This is a genomic window from Alishewanella sp. HL-SH05 (assembly GCF_052655985.1).
Genome location: NZ_CP199753.1, coordinates 1,850,607 through 1,869,468 on the forward strand (window position 1 = coordinate 1,850,607; position 18,862 = coordinate 1,869,468).

16 protein-coding genes, 1 pseudogene and 1 riboswitch are annotated in these 18,862 nt (G+C 47.9%); of the genes and pseudogenes, 7 read left to right on the plus strand and 10 right to left on the minus strand.

Annotated features, from left to right (window positions below; genetic code table 11):
* Window positions 1-32: 32 nt before the first annotated feature.
* From ACUJFL_RS08435 to pabB, 3 genes are all read right to left on the minus strand, one after another.
* A complete protein-coding gene (locus tag ACUJFL_RS08435; protein WP_445429070.1) occupies window positions 33-1,412 on the minus strand; it encodes an L-serine ammonia-lyase in 1,380 nt (459 codons plus the stop codon).
* A 377-nt stretch (window positions 1,413-1,789) separates the two neighbouring features.
* Window positions 1,790-2,239 carry an NUDIX hydrolase gene (locus tag ACUJFL_RS08440; protein ID WP_445428998.1) on the minus strand — a complete coding sequence of 150 codons (450 nt, stop codon included), beginning with the start codon at window positions 2,237-2,239 and terminating at the stop codon, window positions 1,790-1,792.
* Window positions 2,217-3,629, minus strand: a complete 1,413-nt coding sequence (pabB, locus tag ACUJFL_RS08445; protein ID WP_445428999.1) for an aminodeoxychorismate synthase component I — start codon at window positions 3,627-3,629, stop codon at window positions 2,217-2,219. Before pabB ends, ACUJFL_RS08440 begins: the two co-directional genes overlap by 23 nt.
* A gap of 99 nt (window positions 3,630-3,728) precedes the next feature.
* On the opposite strand from pabB, the gene ACUJFL_RS08450 reads away from it, so the two are divergent.
* Window positions 3,729-5,267, plus strand: a complete 1,539-nt coding sequence (locus ACUJFL_RS08450; protein WP_226750955.1) for a fumarate hydratase — start codon at window positions 3,729-3,731, stop codon at window positions 5,265-5,267.
* Between the two features lie 51 nt (window positions 5,268-5,318).
* Entirely contained in the window at window positions 5,319-7,337 is a 2,019-nt protein-coding gene (locus ACUJFL_RS08455; protein WP_445429000.1) for a S9 family peptidase, read from the plus strand.
* A gap of 200 nt (window positions 7,338-7,537) precedes the next feature.
* Here ACUJFL_RS08455 and ACUJFL_RS08460 read toward each other — a convergent pair whose 3' ends face one another.
* Window positions 7,538-8,239 (minus strand): ABC transporter substrate-binding protein, encoded by a 702-nt coding sequence (locus ACUJFL_RS08460; protein ID WP_445429001.1) that lies wholly within the window; start codon window positions 8,237-8,239, stop codon window positions 7,538-7,540.
* 189 nt (window positions 8,240-8,428) lie between these two features.
* On the minus strand, window positions 8,429-8,980 hold the full coding sequence (locus tag ACUJFL_RS08465) for an NADPH-dependent FMN reductase (RefSeq protein ID WP_226750958.1): 552 nt from the start codon (window positions 8,978-8,980) through the stop codon (window positions 8,429-8,431).
* Window positions 8,981-9,200: 220 nt separating this feature from the next.
* A riboswitch (cobalamin riboswitch) is annotated at window positions 9,201-9,371 on the plus strand.
* Between the two features lie 84 nt (window positions 9,372-9,455).
* Here ACUJFL_RS08465 and ACUJFL_RS08470 point away from each other — a divergent pair.
* From ACUJFL_RS08470 to ACUJFL_RS08485, 4 genes are read left to right on the plus strand one after another with little or no spacing between them, the layout of a single operon-like run.
* Window positions 9,456-10,283, plus strand: coding sequence for an ABC transporter ATP-binding protein (locus ACUJFL_RS08470; RefSeq protein ID WP_445429002.1), 828 nt, complete (start codon window positions 9,456-9,458; stop codon window positions 10,281-10,283).
* A complete protein-coding gene (locus ACUJFL_RS08475) occupies window positions 10,277-11,287 on the plus strand; it encodes a FecCD family ABC transporter permease (protein ID WP_445429003.1) in 1,011 nt (336 codons plus the stop codon). Before ACUJFL_RS08470 ends, ACUJFL_RS08475 begins: the two co-directional genes overlap by 7 nt.
* 1 nt (window position 11,288) lies before the next feature.
* Window positions 11,289-11,894 (plus strand): cob(I)yrinic acid a,c-diamide adenosyltransferase, encoded by a 606-nt coding sequence (gene cobO / locus ACUJFL_RS08480; RefSeq protein WP_226750961.1) that lies wholly within the window; start codon window positions 11,289-11,291, stop codon window positions 11,892-11,894.
* A complete protein-coding gene (locus ACUJFL_RS08485; protein ID WP_445429004.1) occupies window positions 11,895-12,740 on the plus strand; it encodes a cobalamin-binding protein in 846 nt (281 codons plus the stop codon).
* Here the strand turns inward: ACUJFL_RS08485 and ACUJFL_RS08490 are convergent.
* From ACUJFL_RS08490 to ACUJFL_RS08500, 3 genes and pseudogenes are all read right to left on the minus strand, one after another.
* Window positions 12,713-13,045, minus strand: coding sequence for a hypothetical protein (locus ACUJFL_RS08490; RefSeq protein ID WP_445429005.1), 333 nt, complete (start codon window positions 13,043-13,045; stop codon window positions 12,713-12,715). The genes ACUJFL_RS08485 and ACUJFL_RS08490 overlap by 28 nt on opposite strands.
* A gap of 91 nt (window positions 13,046-13,136) precedes the next feature.
* The gene (locus ACUJFL_RS08495; RefSeq protein ID WP_226750964.1) at window positions 13,137-14,177 is read right to left on the minus strand and encodes a patatin-like phospholipase family protein; all 1,041 of its coding nucleotides are present in this window, start codon (window positions 14,175-14,177) and stop codon (window positions 13,137-13,139) included.
* A gap of 15 nt (window positions 14,178-14,192) precedes the next feature.
* Window positions 14,193-15,472 (minus strand): annotated as a pseudogene (locus ACUJFL_RS08500) (anti-phage deoxyguanosine triphosphatase).
* Between the two features lie 127 nt (window positions 15,473-15,599).
* On the opposite strand from ACUJFL_RS08500, the gene ACUJFL_RS08505 reads away from it, so the two are divergent.
* Complete coding sequence (locus tag ACUJFL_RS08505) at window positions 15,600-15,938, plus strand: YebG family protein (RefSeq protein ID WP_226750966.1); 339 nt, start codon at window positions 15,600-15,602, stop codon at window positions 15,936-15,938.
* Window positions 15,939-16,078: 140 nt separating this feature from the next.
* Here the strand turns inward: ACUJFL_RS08505 and ACUJFL_RS08510 are convergent, their stop codons facing one another.
* Entirely contained in the window at window positions 16,079-17,473 is a 1,395-nt protein-coding gene (locus ACUJFL_RS08510) for an alanine/glycine:cation symporter family protein (protein WP_445429006.1), read from the minus strand.
* A gap of 114 nt (window positions 17,474-17,587) precedes the next feature.
* Window positions 17,588-18,805 carry a pyridoxal phosphate-dependent aminotransferase gene (locus tag ACUJFL_RS08515; protein ID WP_226750968.1) on the minus strand — a complete coding sequence of 406 codons (1,218 nt, stop codon included), beginning with the start codon at window positions 18,803-18,805 and terminating at the stop codon, window positions 17,588-17,590.
* Between the last annotated feature and the right edge of the window lie 57 nt (window positions 18,806-18,862).

The following is an 18,862-nucleotide window of genomic DNA, read 5'->3' on the forward strand; positions in this document are numbered from 1 at the left end:
TCACTTGCACAAGCAGGGATATTAAAAAGCCATTAACACTCAATAATATTAACCGCTAAACCACCACGTGATGTTTCTTTGTACTTGGTTTGCATATCTTTACCCGTATCCCACATGGTTTTAATCACTTTATCTAACGAGACTTTGTGATCGCCACTACCACGGATCGCCAAGCGTGAAGCGTTAATGGCTTTAATGGCGCCCATCGCGTTACGTTCAATGCAAGGTACTTGCACTAAACCCCCGACCGGATCGCAAGTTAGCCCAAGATTATGCTCCATACCAATTTCGGCGGCGTTTTCGACATGTGACGGGCTACCTCCAAGAATTTCCGTTAAGGCGGCGGCGGCCATGGAACACGCAACCCCAACTTCGCCCTGACAGCCCACTTCAGCGCCAGAGATTGAGGCATTTTTCTTATACAAAATACCTATAGCCGCCGCCGTTAATAGATAACGCGAGGCGATTTCTGGGGTTACCGGTTGAATAAATTTATCGTAGTACATCAACACCGCGGGGATAATACCGGCAGCACCATTGGTCGGCGCCGTTACGACACGGCCACCGGCGGCGTTTTCTTCGTTGACGGCTAAAGCAAACAGGTTAACCCAGTCCATCACTTGCAGCGGATCATTGCTTTTTTCAGCGATTAAACGTTTATAAAGCCCTGGCGCGCGTCGCCGCACTTTCAGGCCGCCGGGTAAAATGCCTTCAGTTCGAATACCCCGTTCGATACAGGCGCGCATCGTTAACCAGATATTATTTAACTCGCTTTCAATTTGCTGGGTGCTGCGCAGTACTTTTTCATTTTCTTGCATTAAGCCGGCAATACAGAAACCGTGTTCTTTACACAACGCGAGTAATTCGGCACCAGATTCAAACGGAAAGGGGGGCGGGTTATCGGCGGCAAATTGGCTGGCCGCCTCTTTTTCTTTGGCAAAATCGCTGGCTTTAACAATAAAGCCACCGCCAATCGAAAAGTAGATTTCGCGCAGCAAGACATTTTTCTCGGCATCAAAAGCAATCAGCTCCATGCCGTTAGAGTGCTCTTTTAACGTTTTACGCCGATGAAACATAATGGCGCCTTCGCGGGCAAAACTGACCGAGTGTTGCTGTGCCAATTGTAAACGTTGGCTGTCGTGTACTTGTTTTAAAATACCGTCAACGGCATCAGGATCAATGGTTTCTGGCAGATAGCCCGATAAGCCTAAAATAACGGCTTTGCCGGTGCCATGGCCAATACCGGTTTGGCCAAGTGAGCCATAAAGCTCTACTTTTACACTGGCTACCTGAGGTAGCATCTCATGCTGTGCTAAGTCTTCGGTAAACTTTTTAGCGGCGCGCATCGGGCCAACCGTGTGTGAGCTAGAGGGGCCGATACCGATACTAAACATATCAAATGCACTGATAATCATAATAAATCTACTTCTGAATTCTCATTGGCTGACGAACAGAGGGCAGGGCTAGCGTGTGGGCAAATCCTTGCACCCGGCCGTTTCCATTTTGGTTTATGCAGGGGTGTTGTTCAGGCCATTGTAGCTGAAGCACTGACAGACTGTAAGCCGCGAGCCGGTTAGCAGACCTGTCGACTCTGAGTTTGCCGAAGCAAATAGCACGCTGGTGTATTGAAAACGTTACAGGGTGGCAGGGCTAAAGCTCAGTTAGCGGATGTGTTGCAGCAATTGCGCCATGATGGCTGCGGTGGCGCCCCAAATCAGTTTGTTCTCAAAAGGCATAAAATGCAGTTGTCGAGCCTGCCCGCGCAAAGGCAGCCGTAGTTCATGGCAGTTCAGTGGGTCAAGAAAAAAGTCAGTGGCACTTCAAACACCGCGCTGACTTCAGCCGGATCGGCAATGATCGGGGTGCCGGCAGGCAATAAACCCACCCAGGGGCTAATTTGAAAACCGGTCAGCGTATGATGTGAGCCCAACTGCCCTAATAGCTGAATACGGTTGGCTGTAACGCCAATTTCTTCTTCGGTTTCGCGTAGCGCAGCGGCCGCAGGCGTTTCAGCGTGTTCCAGTTTGCCGCCCGGAAAACTAATTTGTCCTGGGTGATGGGTTAAATGCCAGCAGCGCTGGGTAAATAACACACTGAGCCTGTCGCCATAATCAATAATCGGCACCAGCACCGCACTTTGTTTAACGTGCGTGGCTTGCTCGATAGGCAGTAACTCGCTTTGCGGCGGCAAACCAGGCTGCAGCAAAAAGCGATTTTTAAACTGCGCGGCTAACATCATCGTCCTGATCAGAGCGAGTAGCCGAGAGTACCGGTAAAATGCGGGCAACTTTATCTAATGTTTCTTGATATTCGCTATCGGCATCAGAGTCTGCCACCAGACCGCCGCCGGCCCAGCAATGCAGTTGTCCTTGTTCGCAAACCAAGGTACGAATGGCAATATTAGTATCCATATTGCCGTTACTACTGATATAGCCGATAGCACCACAATACACGTTACGCCGATGCGGTTCTAACTGCTCAATAATATGCATAGCACTGATTTTCGGCGCACCGGTGATCGAGCCTCCAGGAAAGGCGCCGCGTAATAAGTCACAGGCGCTGAACGGCGCTGCTAAGGTGCTGGTGATAGTGCTGACTAAGTGGTGTACCGCTGGGAAGCTTTCGATAGCAAACAATGCCGGTACTTTCACTGAGCCGGCTTCACTGACTTTACCCAAATCGTTACGCAGTAAATCGACAATCATCACGTTTTCAGCGCGATCTTTTTCAGATAGGGTCAGCGCATCGGCTTCAGCTTGATCGGTCTCAGGGCAAAGCCCACGCGGTCGAGTGCCTTTAATCGGTTTGGTTTCGATTTGTCGATCGGTAAGTTTAATAAAACGCTCAGGTGACATGCTGATCACCGCACCTTCAGGGATGCGAATAAACGCCGAGAAAGGTGCGGCATTTTTCTCACGTAACAGTTTATAGGCTTGCCATTCATCCCCTTGATACTTTGCACTAAAGCGCTGCGCTAAGTTAATTTGATAGCAGTTACCGCTTAGTAACTCTTGTTGTACTTGCGCAAACTTTTCTTGATATTGCTGTTGGCTCATATTGGCTTGCCAAGCTGAGGTTAACTGAAAGTGGCGTGACGTTTGAGGGGCCGCTTGTAAGCGTTGTTGTAACTTATACCAATTTTCTTCGGCATCGCCCGTGTAGTCAGTAAACCACAATTGTTTGCTGTGCTGATCAAAGATCAGGGCCCAGCTGTAAAGCCCAAGTGCCATATCCGGAAGGTGAATGTCCGCGGCTGCCAGGCTAGGTTGTTTTTCCAGGTAACGGCCAAGATCATAAGCAAAATAGCCCAGTGCACCGCCATGAAAGGGCAATTCACTGCTGATGACCTGAGGAAAATACCGTTTTAGCGCACAGTCTAATACCTTAAACGGATCGGTTGTGTAATGATGGGCGCCGTGCTCATCTGTTAAGATGGTTTGTCCGTGCTGACTGGTCAGGGTGGCAATGGGCTCGGCAACCATAATCTGATAACGACTGTTCGGATGGCTGGCATCTGCCGAGTCAAGAAACATTGACCAAGGCTGCTCAGCAAATACCTCGAACAGGCTTAACAGAGAAAATATCGGGTCAGGAACCTTTTTCGCGTCGTAGATTAGATACTGCTGCATGATTGGGACTAGCCGCTGTTTTCGATGCACGCTATCATACCAGTACCTACATCAATAGTTAAATGTCTCGCCAAGTTTGGCGACTGAGGAAGGGCAAGCATGACGGTTATTCGCCAACAAGATTTTATTGATAGTATCGAAGATGCATTACAGTATATCTCTTACTATCACCCACTGGATTTTATCAAAGCGCTGGAAGTGGCTTACCATAAAGAGCAAAACCAAGCGGCTAAAGATGCCATCGCCCAAATTCTAATTAACTCGCGCATGTCGGCAGAAGGGCACCGGCCTATTTGCCAAGATACCGGCATCGTCACCTGTTTTGTGAAGATCGGTATGGATGTGAAGTGGGATAAAACCGACTTGACGGTACAGCAGATGGTTGATGAAGGCACACGTCGTGCTTATCTTAACCCAGACAATCCGCTACGAGCCTCTATTGTTGCTGATCCTGCTGGTCTGCGCAAAAATACCAAAGATAATACCCCAGCCGTAGTGCATATTGATTTAGTCCCAGGCCATCACGTTGAAGTGATGATTGCGGCCAAAGGCGGTGGCTCTGAAAATAAAACCAAGATGGCGATGTTAAATCCGTCAGATTCTATTGTGGATTGGGTACTTGAAACCCTGCCCAAAATGGGTGCCGGCTGGTGTCCACCAGGCATGCTAGGTATTGGTATCGGTGGTACGGCTGAAAAAGCGGCGGTATTGGCCAAAGAATCATTAATGGATCCCGTGGATATTCAAGATTTACTGGATAAAGGCGCAGAGACCGCAGAAGAGAAACTGCGGGTTGAACTGTACGAAAAAGTGAACAAATTAGGTATCGGCGCTCAAGGGTTAGGCGGTTTGACCACGGTTGTTGATATTAAGATCAAATCGGTACCGACCCACGCCGCATCTTTACCGGTAGTGATGATCCCGAACTGTGCGGCTACTCGGCATTTACATTTTCATTTAGATGGTAGCGGCCCGGCTGATATCAAGCCGCCTAAATTGGAAGACTGGCCACAAGTGACGTGGGAGTTGGGCGATAAAGTGCGACGGGTAAACCTTGATACCGTGACACCCGAGGAAGTACAAAGCTGGCAAGCCGGTGAAACAGTATTACTAAGCGGTAAAATGCTTACGGGGCGTGATGCGGCACACAAGCGTATTGCTGATATGCTGAATAAAGGCGAAGGCTTACCCGCTGGCGTTGATTTTAAAAACAAATTTATTTATTACGTTGGCCCAGTTGATGCGGTAGGTGATGAAGTAGTAGGGCCTGCCGGTCCAACTACCGCAACACGAATGGATAAATTTACCGATATGATGTTATCGCAAACCGGTTTACTGGGCATGATTGGTAAATCTGAGCGCGGTGATAAAACCGTAGCCAGTATCAAGCAACACAAAGCAGCCTATTTAATGGCGGTAGGTGGCGCGGCATACTTAGTGTCAAAAGCGATTAAAAAAGCCCGCGTAGTGGCATTCGCAGACTTAGGTATGGAAGCGATTTACGAGTTTGATGTTGAAGATATGCCGGTGACGGTTGCCGTTGATAGCAACGGTAATAATGTGCACCAACAAGGGCCGGTAATTTGGAAAGCGAACATCGCTGAGTTAGATGCCAAGTTAAGCAAAGGCTCGAAATAATAATAACAGGCCGCAGCAACGACTGCGGCCTTTTGCTAACCGAGGGAACTGATGAAAAAACTGACGTTACTGGCTGCCTGTATTTTAAGCAGTACGGCCATGGCAAAGGGGCCGCTGACGGTCGAGCACCTAAACCAATTTAATAAAGTGGGTAATGTGGCGTTAGCGCCAGATGGTCAAGCGGTGGTTTACAGCCAGAGCAATGGCGGTTTTGCGCCCGCCGATACCAGTCATGATTTGTATTTAATGACGCTGGGTGAAAATCGCAGTGTGAAACGCCTGACTACACACAGTAGCCGTGAAACTGCAGTGCAGTGGCATCCTAACGGCCAGAGTATTTTCTTTATTGCCAATCGTAGTGGCAGTAATCAAATTTGGCGGTTGTCGTTAGACGGTGGTGAAGCACAGCAAGTCACGCAACTGCCGGTACCCGTAAATGCGTTTAAATTGGCGGCGGATGGCAAAACCTTGGCATTAGCGTTGACCGTGAAACCAGGTTGCCAAACGTTGCAATGCACCTTGGATGCTCAAGCCAAAGACGCCGAGAAAAAAGACAGTGCCTTAGCTTATGACCAGCTCATGGTTCGGCATTGGGATCACTGGCGCGATCAATATCGTGAACATCTGCATATCGCCACCATCGGTGATAAAGTGCTGACCGATGCCAAAAATGTGATGGCAGATTGGAATACCGATATCGCTGGGATCAGCGAAGTGGCTTTTACGCCAGACAATCAGCAACTGGTGTTTAGTGCCAAGATCCCTGCCGTCGATCAAGCCTGGCATACCAATTACGATATTTTTCAGGTACCGATTAGCGGTGGCGAAAAAGTTAATTTAACCGCCAATAACCCCGCTTGGGATGCAAATCCAAAATTCTCCATCGATGGCCGTTTTATGGCTTATTTGGCCATGAAGAAACCCGGTGCTGAAGCCGATCGCTTTGGCTTAATGTTGTTGGATCTGGTGACCGGTGAGAAGAAAGAAGTGGCGCCAAACTGGGACCGCTCGATTTCTGATTATCAGTTTGGCTTAGATAATCGTACTATTTATGTGACTACCCAAGATGTGGGGCAATATAGCATTTATGCCATCAACACCAGCTTTGGTGATGTCGTCAAAGTGTATGGTGATGGCTATGCCGGTAACTTACAGGTTGCCAGCGATAAAATTGTGTTTACCAATCATCGCTTAAATATGCCAGCAGAAATTTTTCAAACCGGGCCCGATGGTTCGCAATTACAACAATTAACCGATGTTAACGCCCACTGGCGCGAGCAGGTGCAGTTTGGTGATTACGAGCAGTTCAGCTTTAAAGGGGCAAACGATGCCACCGTATACGGCTATTTAGTGAAGCCGTGGAATTTTGAGCCAGGCAAAAAGTACCCGATGGCCTTTTTGGTGCACGGTGGGCCACAAGGTAGCTTCGGTAATATGTTTAACGAGCGTTGGAATGCGCAAATGTATGCAGCTAAAGGCTATGCGGTGGTCATGGTCGATTTCCATGGCTCTACCGGTTATGGTCAAGCCTTTACTGATGCGATTAGCCGTGATTGGGGTGGCAAACCCTTAATCGATTTGCAAAAAGGCTTTGAGTATATTGTGCAAGCTCAGCCTTGGATTGATGGCGAACGTGCTTGTGCGCTGGGGGCTTCCTACGGCGGTTATATGATGAACTGGATCGCCGGTAACTGGCCAGAGGGCTTTAAATGCTTAGTGAACCATGCCGGTTTGTATGATATGCCGAGTTTTTATGGCAGCACAGAAGAGCTGTGGTTTCCTGAGTTTGATTTAGGCGGGCCAGCTTGGCAGGCTGAGTCAGATTATCAAAAGTTTAATCCAGCGGCGCATGCCGCAAAGTGGCAAACACCGATGTTGGTGATCCACGGCTTAAAAGATTTCCGTGTGCCTTATGCTCAGGGCTTAGGGGCTTTTACTAATTTACAACGTAAAGGCATTGATTCACGCTTGGTGATCTTTCCAGATGAAAACCATTGGATCTTAAACCCGGATAACCGCGTGCGTTGGTACAACGAAGTGTTTCAGTGGTTAGATAAATATACACGTTAAACATAAGCTCCGTTAAGCTAATGCGCGTGAGTTAAGCATAACACTGTTTGCGCTAAACCAACTGTTGCAGGCCATGGACGGCCGCAAAGAATCCTCAAGAAAGACTTATGGCGTGTTGGCTAAGCAAACCGCGTTATGCTTAACACTAAACTGATCGGTATGACCGCTCTGTGGGGCTTTGTTATGGAATCATGCAGCGGTTAATAGTAAGCAAAGGGTTGCTGCCCCGTTTGTAATTGTCGGCTTGGGGCGGCAATACCAAAATGTAGACGCAAATTTTCGGTGAAGCCTTCACGCTCTAATTGAAATAGCATATTTGCCAAGGGCTGTAATAAGGCGCTATGGTCGCGATGAAGTAAATGGTAATCAGGTAAGCTAAAAATAAATTGCTCGCTAATCGGGAATTTGCTTTGTGCATTAAGCTGGTAAGCCGCAAAAATCACGGCATCGACTTTGCCGGTTAAAAATAAATTTTTGGTACTTTCGATACTGCCAGAGCTAATCACTTGGCGCGAAGGCGGCAGCTTTTTTAAGATTTCTTCCAACACCAAAGAACCACGGACATAAGCCAAGCTTGGCACGTCGTCTAGGCTACATTTTGCACAGCGTTGCTGATTGATATACAAATAAACCTTGGTATCAAACAACACATAGGGTACTGCGACAAGGTTAGGGTAATGCTTAGTCACATCCAGCACCCTAGCTAGCTCACCATCTAAGCTGCCTTTATTCGACTCTAATAAACTTCGGCCAAACGGAATATCAATAAAGTGTGCATCAATATTTAAACGCCGATAGGCTTCAGACAACAAAGCTTGGCTGTATTGCGCTGCAGGTGAGGTTAGCGCTTCGCGAAATTGTAGTTTTGACGGCAATGTCTCTGCCGTTTCGGCGTACGACACACTCCAGATCATTATGCTAAAAAGTAGCAGCCATTTCATCAGATCAATCCGTTTAGTCTCAGCGTTTGAACATCTTGTGAGATGCTGTTCGGCTATTTATGTGTTAATAAAGCAACGTCAGGCGAATAGTGTTACCCGTTCAGCTAAAAGGGCGCTAAAAATATCCCTAACAGGCAAGGTGTTATCAGTTTACGGCTGCAGTTTTTGTTGCCATGCCGCCAACGCGAGCAGTTGCTGTTTGATATTTTCTTGGATTTTACTATCAATTAAATGTCCTTCGTTGTCAAAAGCGCCGCTAAACGCATTGGCAAAAACTTCGGGTTTATTTAACGGGTGTAAATCGAGATATACACAGACTTGACGTAAATGATATTGCGCGCGCGAGCTACCCATGCCCCCTGCGGCTCCCATAATAGCCACCGCCTTGCCACGTAAGAGGTAATTATCAGGTTCCCGCGATGCCCAATCTAGCGCGTTTTTTAAAGCGGGGGCCAGTGAGTAATTGTACTCTGGGCAGCCCAGAATTAATGCATCTGCTTGGGCGAAATCGTTAAGTAACCGGCTGACAGCAGCAGGTTTCTCTGCTAAATCGGCGTTATAAAAGGGCACATCCAATAAGTCGGCCAGGTGGATTTTCATACCTTTTGGTGCGTGTGCTTGTGCCCATAGCAACATACCCCGATTAGTCGATTTAGCGCGTAAACTGCCGCAGATGGCCAAGACGTTGAGTGTTTTTGTCATAGTGATAGGTTGCTCCATGTCAGGTGTTTAGCCCTGAGGCTTGCAGCGTTCAGATTTTATAAATAGCTTAATCCTAGCAGTTATCGTTAAAATTGCAGGATAAAAGTTAACCATATGCGTAATAAATTTCACCGGTAGAGCGCAATAAAGCAAAGCAGTAATCCGATATCTGCTTTAACCTTTTACTGCTACAATAGCCAGCGTTGCTATCTTATAACAAGCAACGCTTAAACGCTAAGGTGAGCTTAAAGCTTAACATAGGGAATCAGGTGCGAACCCTGAACTGTACCCGCAACTGTAAACTACGCTGTGTTTCAAGGCCACTTAACGGGAAGGCGAAACATGGGTTATCGTAGTCAGTCAGGATACCTGCCTTGGTGTAAAATGCCCCCGTGCGGGAAAACACGGTAGCGGCCTGCCACCTGTGTCAAACGGGCTGTAGGATGCTGCCTGCGAGCAATTACAGGATATCGTTTTGACAGCCGCCATTTATACTCTAGACCAGCTTTGTTTAGCGTATCCCAATTCGCGTAGCACAGGCTCTGTGCTGGCGCTCGACCAGATTACGTTGACGATTTCCCCTAATGAAGTCGTCGGTATTATCGGCCCAAATGGCGCGGGTAAAAGTAGTTTATTACAACTACTAAATGGCCGTTATGCGCCGAATAGTGGCCGAATTTTACTTTCTGGCCAGCCGTTGCAGCAGCAGAGTGCACAGGCTTTAGCACGGCAAGTTGCCACCGTGGCACAAATCAGCAGTGCACCGCAGGGGTTGTTTTGTGAGCAAGTTGCGGCGATGGGCTTGTTACCACATAAGCGCTGGTATGAGGGCACCAGTGCCCAAGACCTGCAGCAGGTAAGGTTAGCATTGCAGCAAGTGGGTTTGGCTGATAAAGCGCAACTACGCGCCGATACTTTATCGGGGGGCGAATTACAGCGGCTTTATATTGCACGCGCTTTGGTGCAGCAAGCGACTATTTTATTATTGGATGAGCCGACCAATCATTTAGATGTGAAATACCAACATCAGGTATTGCAACTGCTACAGGGGCTGAATAAAACCATTATTTGTTGTTTGCACGATCTGAATTTAGCCGCGCGTTATTGCCACAAGCTATTGTTATTGGAAAACGGTAAGGTGCGGGCCTATGGTACGCCACACGACGTTTTGCGCCCAGAATTATTACAGCAGGTTTTTGGTTTGCCTTGCGTGGTGTCATCGCAAGCCGATTATGGCTGGTTGCAAGTGACCTTTATACCTGAGCTCGCGCACGCGAAAGTCGGAGTGCCAAGCCCATGCTAAAACAGTTAAAACCCCGTCAGCAAGCCTTGCTATGGCTGTTAAGCGGTTTATTAGTACTGAGTTTACTATTGAGTTTGCAAATTGGCAGTGTCGCGATCAGTTGGCGTGAATTGCTGCTCGCTTTAACTGGCCAAGCAGTGAGCGAGCCGCTAACCCAGACTATTATCTGGCAAATTCGTTTACCTCGTTTATTGGTCGCCATGTTAGTAGGGGCAGGCTTGGCTGTGGCCGGTGCCGTTTTACAAAACGTCAGTCGTAATCAACTGGCTGATCCTTATTTATTTGGTTTAATGGCTGGGGCTGGGTTAGGGGCGACCATTGTCAGTATTGTGCTACCCGAACAACTGATCAGCATGGCGTTGGCGGCCTTTTTAGGGGCTTTGATTGCGGTGCTGTTGGTGTTTATTGCCTGTATGGGTAATAGGCTACAAAAAATGGAAGTGACCTTACTCGCTGGGGTTGCGGTGTCATTTATGCTCAGCGCGATAAGCAGCTTTATTCTGTATTTTGCTGAGCCTTTTGCCGCTAATCGGGTTATTTTTTGGATGATGGGAAGCTTAAGTCGAACCGATTGGCACAGTGTGGCATTAATTGCGCCCGCCGTGCTGCTATTGCTGGTGGTGGCATTGGCGGTCAGGCGGCAATTGGATGCCTTGTTATTATCAGACGACAGTGCCCGCAGCTTGGGCGTGAATACACAGCGTCTGCGGCTGGTGTTATTACTGCTTACCGCGTTAGTTACTGCCTGTATTGTGGCGCAGTGTGGTGGTATCGCCTTTGTGGGCTTAATGGTGCCGCATATGGTGCGTTATTTTATGGGGGTAACGGCAGTGCCATTATTACTGGGCTCGGCGCTATTTGGAGCCATCTTTATGATGTGGGTAGATAATGCCGCGCGTAGCCTGTTAGCGATGCAAGAAATTCCATTAGGGGTGATCACCTCGGTGCTTGGCAGTGTATTCTTTCTGATTATATTACGGCGACAGTTACAACAAGGTGGATAGCATGAGTGCAGATGAATTAAAACAACAACGCCATCAGGCACGGCAACAACGCTTAAAAGAGTACGTTGATGCCGCCGTAACACGAGCCAATATTGAAAAAGGTTTGTTGTTAGTAATAACCGGCAACGGTAAAGGTAAATCAACTGCCGGTTTTGGCACCGTGGCTCGCGCGGTCGGCCATGGCCTAAATGCGGCAGTGGTGCAATTTATTAAAGGCAGTTGGGCTTGTGGTGAACGTAATTTACTGCAACAACATGGTGTTGAGTTCTCAGTGATGGCAACGGGCTTTACCTGGGATACGCAAGACAAAGCGGCAGATATCGAAGCGGCCGAGCGAGTGTGGCAAGATGCCGAGCGCTTTTTAGCCGACGATACGCTCGATTTGGTGTTACTAGACGAGCTTACCTACATGCTCAGTTATCATTATTTACCACTAGAACGCATTGAAAAAGCGCTGATGCAGCGCCCAGCTAAACAACATGTGGTGATAACCGGTCGCGCTTGCCATCGACGTATCTTGGAATTAGCCGATACCGTTAGCGAGATCCAAGCAGTAAAACATGCGTTTGACGCTGGTGTGAAAGCACAACAAGGTTTGGATTGGTAAATGCGATTATTACATAGCGTGTCGCGGCTTTGGCTTAGTGGGGTTATTTTAACACTACTCGCTTTGCCGCTTGCTGCCGCGCCGCAGCGGGTGATCAGTCTGGCGCCGCATATTACGGAATTAGTGTATGCGGTGGGGGCGGGCGAGCAATTAATTGCCGTGAGTGATTACAGTGATTATCCTGAAGCTGCCTTAGAATTGCCGCGGGTGAACAGTTTTGCGGCCTTAAATATTGAGGCTATTTTAGCGTTAAAACCGGATCTAGTGCTGGCCTGGCGCAGTGGCAATCCGGCGCAGGATCTTGAACGCTTGCAGCAATTTGGTATTCAGGTGGCTTATTCTGATCCGGTCACGCTTGATGATATTGCACTGGAGTTAAAGCAGCTCGGTGCTTTACTCGGGCATGCACAGTTAGGTCAGCAACAAGCGGCAGCGTTTCAGCAGCGCTTAACCACGTTGCGTAAAGCCTATGCGCATAAACCCCGGCCAAGGGTGTTTTATGCCATGGGGGTGGCCCCGTTAACGACGGTCGCCAATTCGGCTTGGCCTGCGCAACTATTACGTGAGTGTGCTAGTGATAACATTTTCGCTGATGCTAAAGGCGATTATCCGCAGCCGTTGTTAGAGCAGTTATTAGTGCGCCAACCCACGGTGATTATTCAACCACAGCAGGCCGCAACAGCAGCGTTTTGGCAGCGCTATCCCAACCTGCCCGCGGTAAAAAATCAGGCTTTTGTTAGTTTAAATGCGGATTGGGTGTATCGAGCAGGCCCACGTATGCTCGATGCTATGCAGGCCTTGTGCGAAGGGCTAGAACCTTATCGTGGCTCAGTCGATAATATCTGAGCGTTGCTTGCCGAGCGGTCGGCATTCGTTGAAGTGACCGTTGTGCTTGCAAATTTTTTTGGCTGCTCGTCTTTGCCGAGCTTTTTCACGCCTTCAATCACTGCACTATCTAGCGCAATGCCCAGCTCCGTTAACAGTAAAGGCGGCTCAACGGTTTTGCTTTGCCCTGTTTGTTGATCTTGCACCACGCGCCTGTTATCGCTTCGTAGCTGACTATCACCGAGCATCCCTAACGCGGTACAACCCGATAACAGGTTACCAAGCAGCAAGCAGCCGCCTAAAACTATCCATTTAGTTGATAACATTGTGCCGCTCCATTTGTGAAACATCCTTTTTGTTGCTGATAAGGTGACAAAAATACAACCTCGGCTAACAAACAGTCAATTAAAAAGAACGTTACAGCCGCTCTAACTGATAGTGGCCACTGGCAAAGGCGTCGGCGAGTTCATGTGAACGACTTAGCACCGTTTGCCAGGCTTGGATGCGCTGTGCCTCGTTGAGTTTAAAGTCTTTACGATCAGGAATTTTGCCGTGAGGTAAGCTGCTGATCCAAGCCGGACTAGGACAGAGAATCACCACATTATCAAGATAAGCACGATTGGCTCTGCGCCATTTTAAACCTTTATCAAACCAGCCTGGCGTTAAGTCGGGGTAGAAATGCGGATAGAGCACCAAGCCTTCGCTGCTAAATTGCTGATTGAAATGATAATCGGTGATACCACCATCAAAGTAGTGTCCTTGGCCCGCACCTTGAATATCCAAAACGGGCTCTAATACCATGGGAATAGCGCCACTGGCGATCACCGCGGCGGATAAATTGTGTTCATTCAGTAACACGTGTTCGGTTGGTAAATCAGCACTGTGGAAAAAAGGCGCCGCTTCACCGGCGACATGAAAATGAATACGCTGAAAAAAATGCCGTAACAATCGTCGATTTAATAAGTTCGCCCCTGCAGCGAGCATCAACCCCGTGCCTTGCAGCCAAGGGCGGTTGCTGCGGTTTAAGCCTTTAGCGCGGTCAACTATTAAATTTAACTTCATAACCGGGTGCTGCAATACCTGTTGAATACTGTCGTTATCTGGCAGGATCTGCTTAATAATATTTTGTGAGATCTGCGTGATCAGTTTAATGTCGGCCTGCGGGGGAAAACGAATTTCGGAGTAGGCTTTAGCAAAGCGGCTTGATGCAGCTGCACCATCTTGCTGGGCATAACAAGTAAAGCGCCAAGCACCGGCAGAACTGCCCAGCAGGTGCAATGGCTTGCTGCGGTTTTTAAAAAATTGTGTAAGTAGATACTGATCAAGCCCATACAGGCAAAACCATTTAGGGCCACCGCTGGCGCCAATCATCACGCTGATATCATCAGCGTGTAAGCCCTGTTGTTGGATCTGTGTAAAGGCGCGTTGGCCTGCGAGAACCCGAAGTGGTTTTTGCACTTTTACACCCTCAGTTTAACTACCAAATAAGCTGCTATACATCCGCTCGGCATAATCATCGGTCATGCCTGAAATATAATCGCAAATTACTCGCTGCTTGGCAGTTTTATCTGCGGCATCTAGCCAACGTTGCTGCGTATTAAGCGGCAACAAACGTTGGGGATCAGAGGCAAAAGCATCGAATAATTTCAGTAACATATTTTGACTACGAAAGCGTGATTGTTGAATGGTCGGTTGTTGGATCACACACCGATAGACCAGTTGTTTCAGCGTTTGTAAGATGTGTTGCTCGGCTTCAGCTAGGCAGGCATTAAAACGAATTAGCGGCTCTTCGCAGCGTGGTAGGCTTTCATATAAAGATACCGACGTAATTAACTGATTTACCAAAGAGCCAATCGCATCTTTGCGCAAGTGATGCGCCTGAGCAAACAACTTAACGCCAACGGCCTGCAATGCTTGTTGTTGCTCGTGGCTCAGTGCAGCAAAGGGCTGAGCAGTAAACTGTTGCCATTGGCTAAAGCTAATATTACCTAGCACGATAGCATCTTCAAGATCATGCACACCGTAAGCGATGTCATCGGCCAGTTCCATAATCGACGCATCTAAGGATTTATAGCGTGATTTTTGCCACGGTGAGTCATCCAGTACTTGAGTTTGTTGAAATGCTTGGCGATCGGTTGCGCTTAGTGGCGCTAAGATCCAATCTAAAATAGCACTGTCAGCCGCAAATACCGCCTTTGCGGGTTTCCACGGCGCTAAACTTAACGGGTTATCGAGCTGAGTTGGTGCTGTCAGCATCGGTTGTAGCACCGGATATTTTAATAATCCCAGTAAGGTGCGGCGTGTTAAATCCATACCGTGATGTTCGGTATAAGGTTCTAATTTACTGACAATACGTAAGGTCTGGCCGTTGCCTTCAAAGCCACCGTAGGCCAGCATTTTGTAATTAAGTGCCGTTTCGCCACCATGCCCAAAAGGGGGTGACCTAAGTCATGCGCTAAACACAGCGCTTCCATTAGGTTGTCTTCGGGTAAGAAGGCGCGTACGGTATCATCCGCGTTTAGGCGTAATTGATTGAGTAAACCGGTGCCAATTTGTGCGGTTTCTAAAGAATGGGTTAACCGTGTGCGGTAAAAGTCATTTTGACCAATACCAAGAATTTGCGTTTTAGACTGCAAGCGACGAAAGGCGGCTGAATGTAACACACGAGCCCGATCTCGTTGCCATGGCGTACGATGGTCTAAGGGGCGACTACCGGGTGCCGCCGACCGACGTTCTGACCAGACTGAACCCATAAATCCTCCACTGAAATCGCTATAGTTCAATTACTTATAGTAATGTAAATAACAGTGAGATGCGAGCGCTGGACAGGGTCTTATTTATACTGTATAAATAAACAGTTTTCTAGCAGAGGGTAAAACGATGGCGGTAATCACCAAATATGTTGTAGAGCGAAATGGAGTAGAAAAAATGACGTTTACCTCAAAAGCTGAGGCGGATGCCTATGACAAAATGCTCGATACGGCAGATGCTTTGCAACTACTACTTCAAGACAGCGCTTTAATCGCTGACGAACAACAAACTGAAACCTTGGCGTTATATTTAGCGCAGCAAAAAGACGCGGTATTAATTGCCTTAGGTGCCAAAAAAGCGCCAGCAAAAACGGCAGAGAAAGAGCCTAAAGTCAGCGAGAAGTCGCAGCTAAACACAGCAGAGTTAACGGCCGTAAAGAAAAGCAGTAAAACCGAGCAAGCGGCTTAACCCTCAGTTCAGCCTTCCTAGCAAATACGGCTAAGGCAACACCTTGTCTGCGCGCGTGAGGCGCCAAAGGCAAGGTGTTGCTCTTAATTTGCAGAACAAATCTCAGTTGCGCAACAAGGCTTAGCCTACCTCAACACCATCTAGTGCTTAACGCGGTTTTGCCAATAACGATTTAAATCGGCTTTTACCTCTGGCAACAGTAAATACAGGGCCAGAATGTTCGGGATCGCCATTAAGAAAATCATTGAATCGATAAAATCAAACACTGCCATAATGCTGGGTACTGCGCCCATCGATACCATGCCACAGAATAAAATCTTATACAGCGTGGTCATTTTGGGGCCGGTACCCATAATGTAACGCCAGCCGGTTAAGCCATAATAAGACCAGCTAAGCACGGTTGAAAAACCAAACAGCAACAACGCCACCATCAAGACTATCGGAAACCAATCAAATACCGTAGCAAAGGCACCCGAGGTAATTTGTACGCCATCCAGCCCTTGTAATTGGTAAGCCCCTGTTAAAATAATCACCAAAGCCGTAATGGTACAAATCACCACTGTATCAATAAAAGGCTCGAGCAAGCCGACAAAGCCTTGAGAGATAGGATCTTTGGTTCGGGCTGCCGCATGCGCGATAGGCGACGAGCCGATGCCCGCTTCATTCGAGTAAGCGGCGCGCCGAAAACCTTGGATCAACACGCCAATAAAACCACCATAGGCCGCATCGGGCGCAAAGGCACTATGTACGATTAACAGCAAGGCGCTGGGCACGGCAGGTAAATGCTGTGCAATCACCACAAAGGCAGCCAGCAAGTAAATGGCACACATAAAAGGCACCAGTTTACTGGTGACATTGGCAATACTTTTGATACCGCCAATAATCACTGCGCCAATTAGCGCCGCGTAAATCACCCCAAACAGCCAAGGTTGATCAAAGCCCGTTACACTTTCTACTTGCACAAAACCTTGGTTTACATGCACAAAGCCGGCCGAGCCAAAGATAACAGCAATAGAAAAAAAGATGGCCAAAGCGGAGCCCAAGCGCGGTAAATGATATTTATCTAGCGCGGCTTTAATATAGAACATTGGGCCACCCGAGATACTGCCGTCGGCGTTTTGCTGACGATACTTCACAGCCAAGGTACATTCGACAAACTTGGTCGACATACCCAATAAACCGGCCATGATCATCCAAAACGTCGCGCCCGGGCCGCCAAGGCTGATAGCAATCGCGACACCAGCAATATTACCTGTACCCACCGTACCAGAGAGGGCGGTGGTTAGAGCTTTATAAGGGGAGATTTCACCAGCGCTATCGCGTTCTGGTTTAGTGAATAAGCGGCCAATCGCATAGCGAAAGCCACGGATATTAATAAATCCGAGGTATAGGGTAAAAATGATGGCACCGCTGATCAGCCAAATCATGACCAAGGGAATATCCACGCCATTAAAGGAAAAGGCGTAAAATACGACTGCAGCAAGTTGCGTCGTAAAAGCTTCAAACAGAGATTGGAAAGAGTATTCAGCAGACATTTTGCTATCCAGATGGCTACAACCTGGCCGAGCATACCTGCTTGACGCCGTGCTGACAACAGTGATGTGTCAAACACGGCATTTTTACCTATGAAGTTCTTAAAGCGTCATGTTTTATTCTTGGCTATAGCTGGGTAAAAATTGTGCAAGCTTACTAATTGCCTGTCGTAATTGATCTTTATGCGGCAGTGTAACGATCCTAAAGTGATCTGGCTCTGGCCAGTTAAAGGCGCGACCATGCACTAACAGCACTTTGTGTTGCCGTAAAAAATCTAACACAAACAGTTCGTCATCTTTAATGTGATATTTCTTTAAATCAATTTTGGGGAAGAGATACATGGCGCCTTTTGGGCGCATGCAGCTTACGCCATCAATCTCATTGACCAACTTGTGCGCCAAATCCATTTGATCGTATAAACGGCCACCAGGAACGGTAAGCTCATTAATGCTTTGATAGCCACCCAGTGCCGTTTGTACGGCGTGCTGGCAGGGCACATTGGCACATAAGCGCATCGAGGCCAGGATATTTAAACCCTCGATATAGTTTTTGGCGAGCTTTTTTGCACCAGAGATAAACAACCAACCGATGCGAAAACCGGCTATGCGGTAATTTTTAGATAAGCCACCAAAGGTCAGCATCACTAAATCATCTGCTAATGCTGCCGTGCTGACATGCTCGGTACCGTCGTATAAGACCTTGTCGTAGATTTCATCACTCATCACCACCAGCTTATGTTGCCGGGCGATTTCAAGCAGTTCACGTAAGAATTCAGGGCTGTACACCGCACCGGTTGGGTTATTCGGGTTGATTAACACGATAGCACGGGTTTTTTTGCTGATCTTCGCTTTAATATCCTCAAGCGAAGGATACCAGTCTTGCTGTTCATCACATAAATAATGTACCGCTTTGCCCCCCGCTAAATTAACTGCGGCAGTCCATAGCGGATAATCGGGCATCGGCACTAACACTTCATCGGCGGTATTCAATAAACCTTGTAAGGCCATCAATATCAATTCAGAGACGCCATTACCGATATAAACATCATCGGCATCGGCACCACGAATACCCCGTTGTTGATAATATTGCGCGACAGCCACTCGCGCCGGATAGATACCTTGTGAATCAGAATAGCCCTGTGCCGTTGGCAAATTATGAATAACGTGCTTGAGAATTTCATCGGGTGCTTCAAAACCAAATGGGGCAGGGTTACCAATATTGAGTTTTAGGATCCGATGACCTTCTTCTTCCATGCGCTTGGCTTCTCGAGCAACGGGCCCACGGATGTCATAACATACCCCATCTAACTTAGTTGAACGTTCAATTGGTTTCATATCTTCGCCATTTACCCCGTTATATCCATCCAGACAGCTAAATCTTACTAAGCCAGT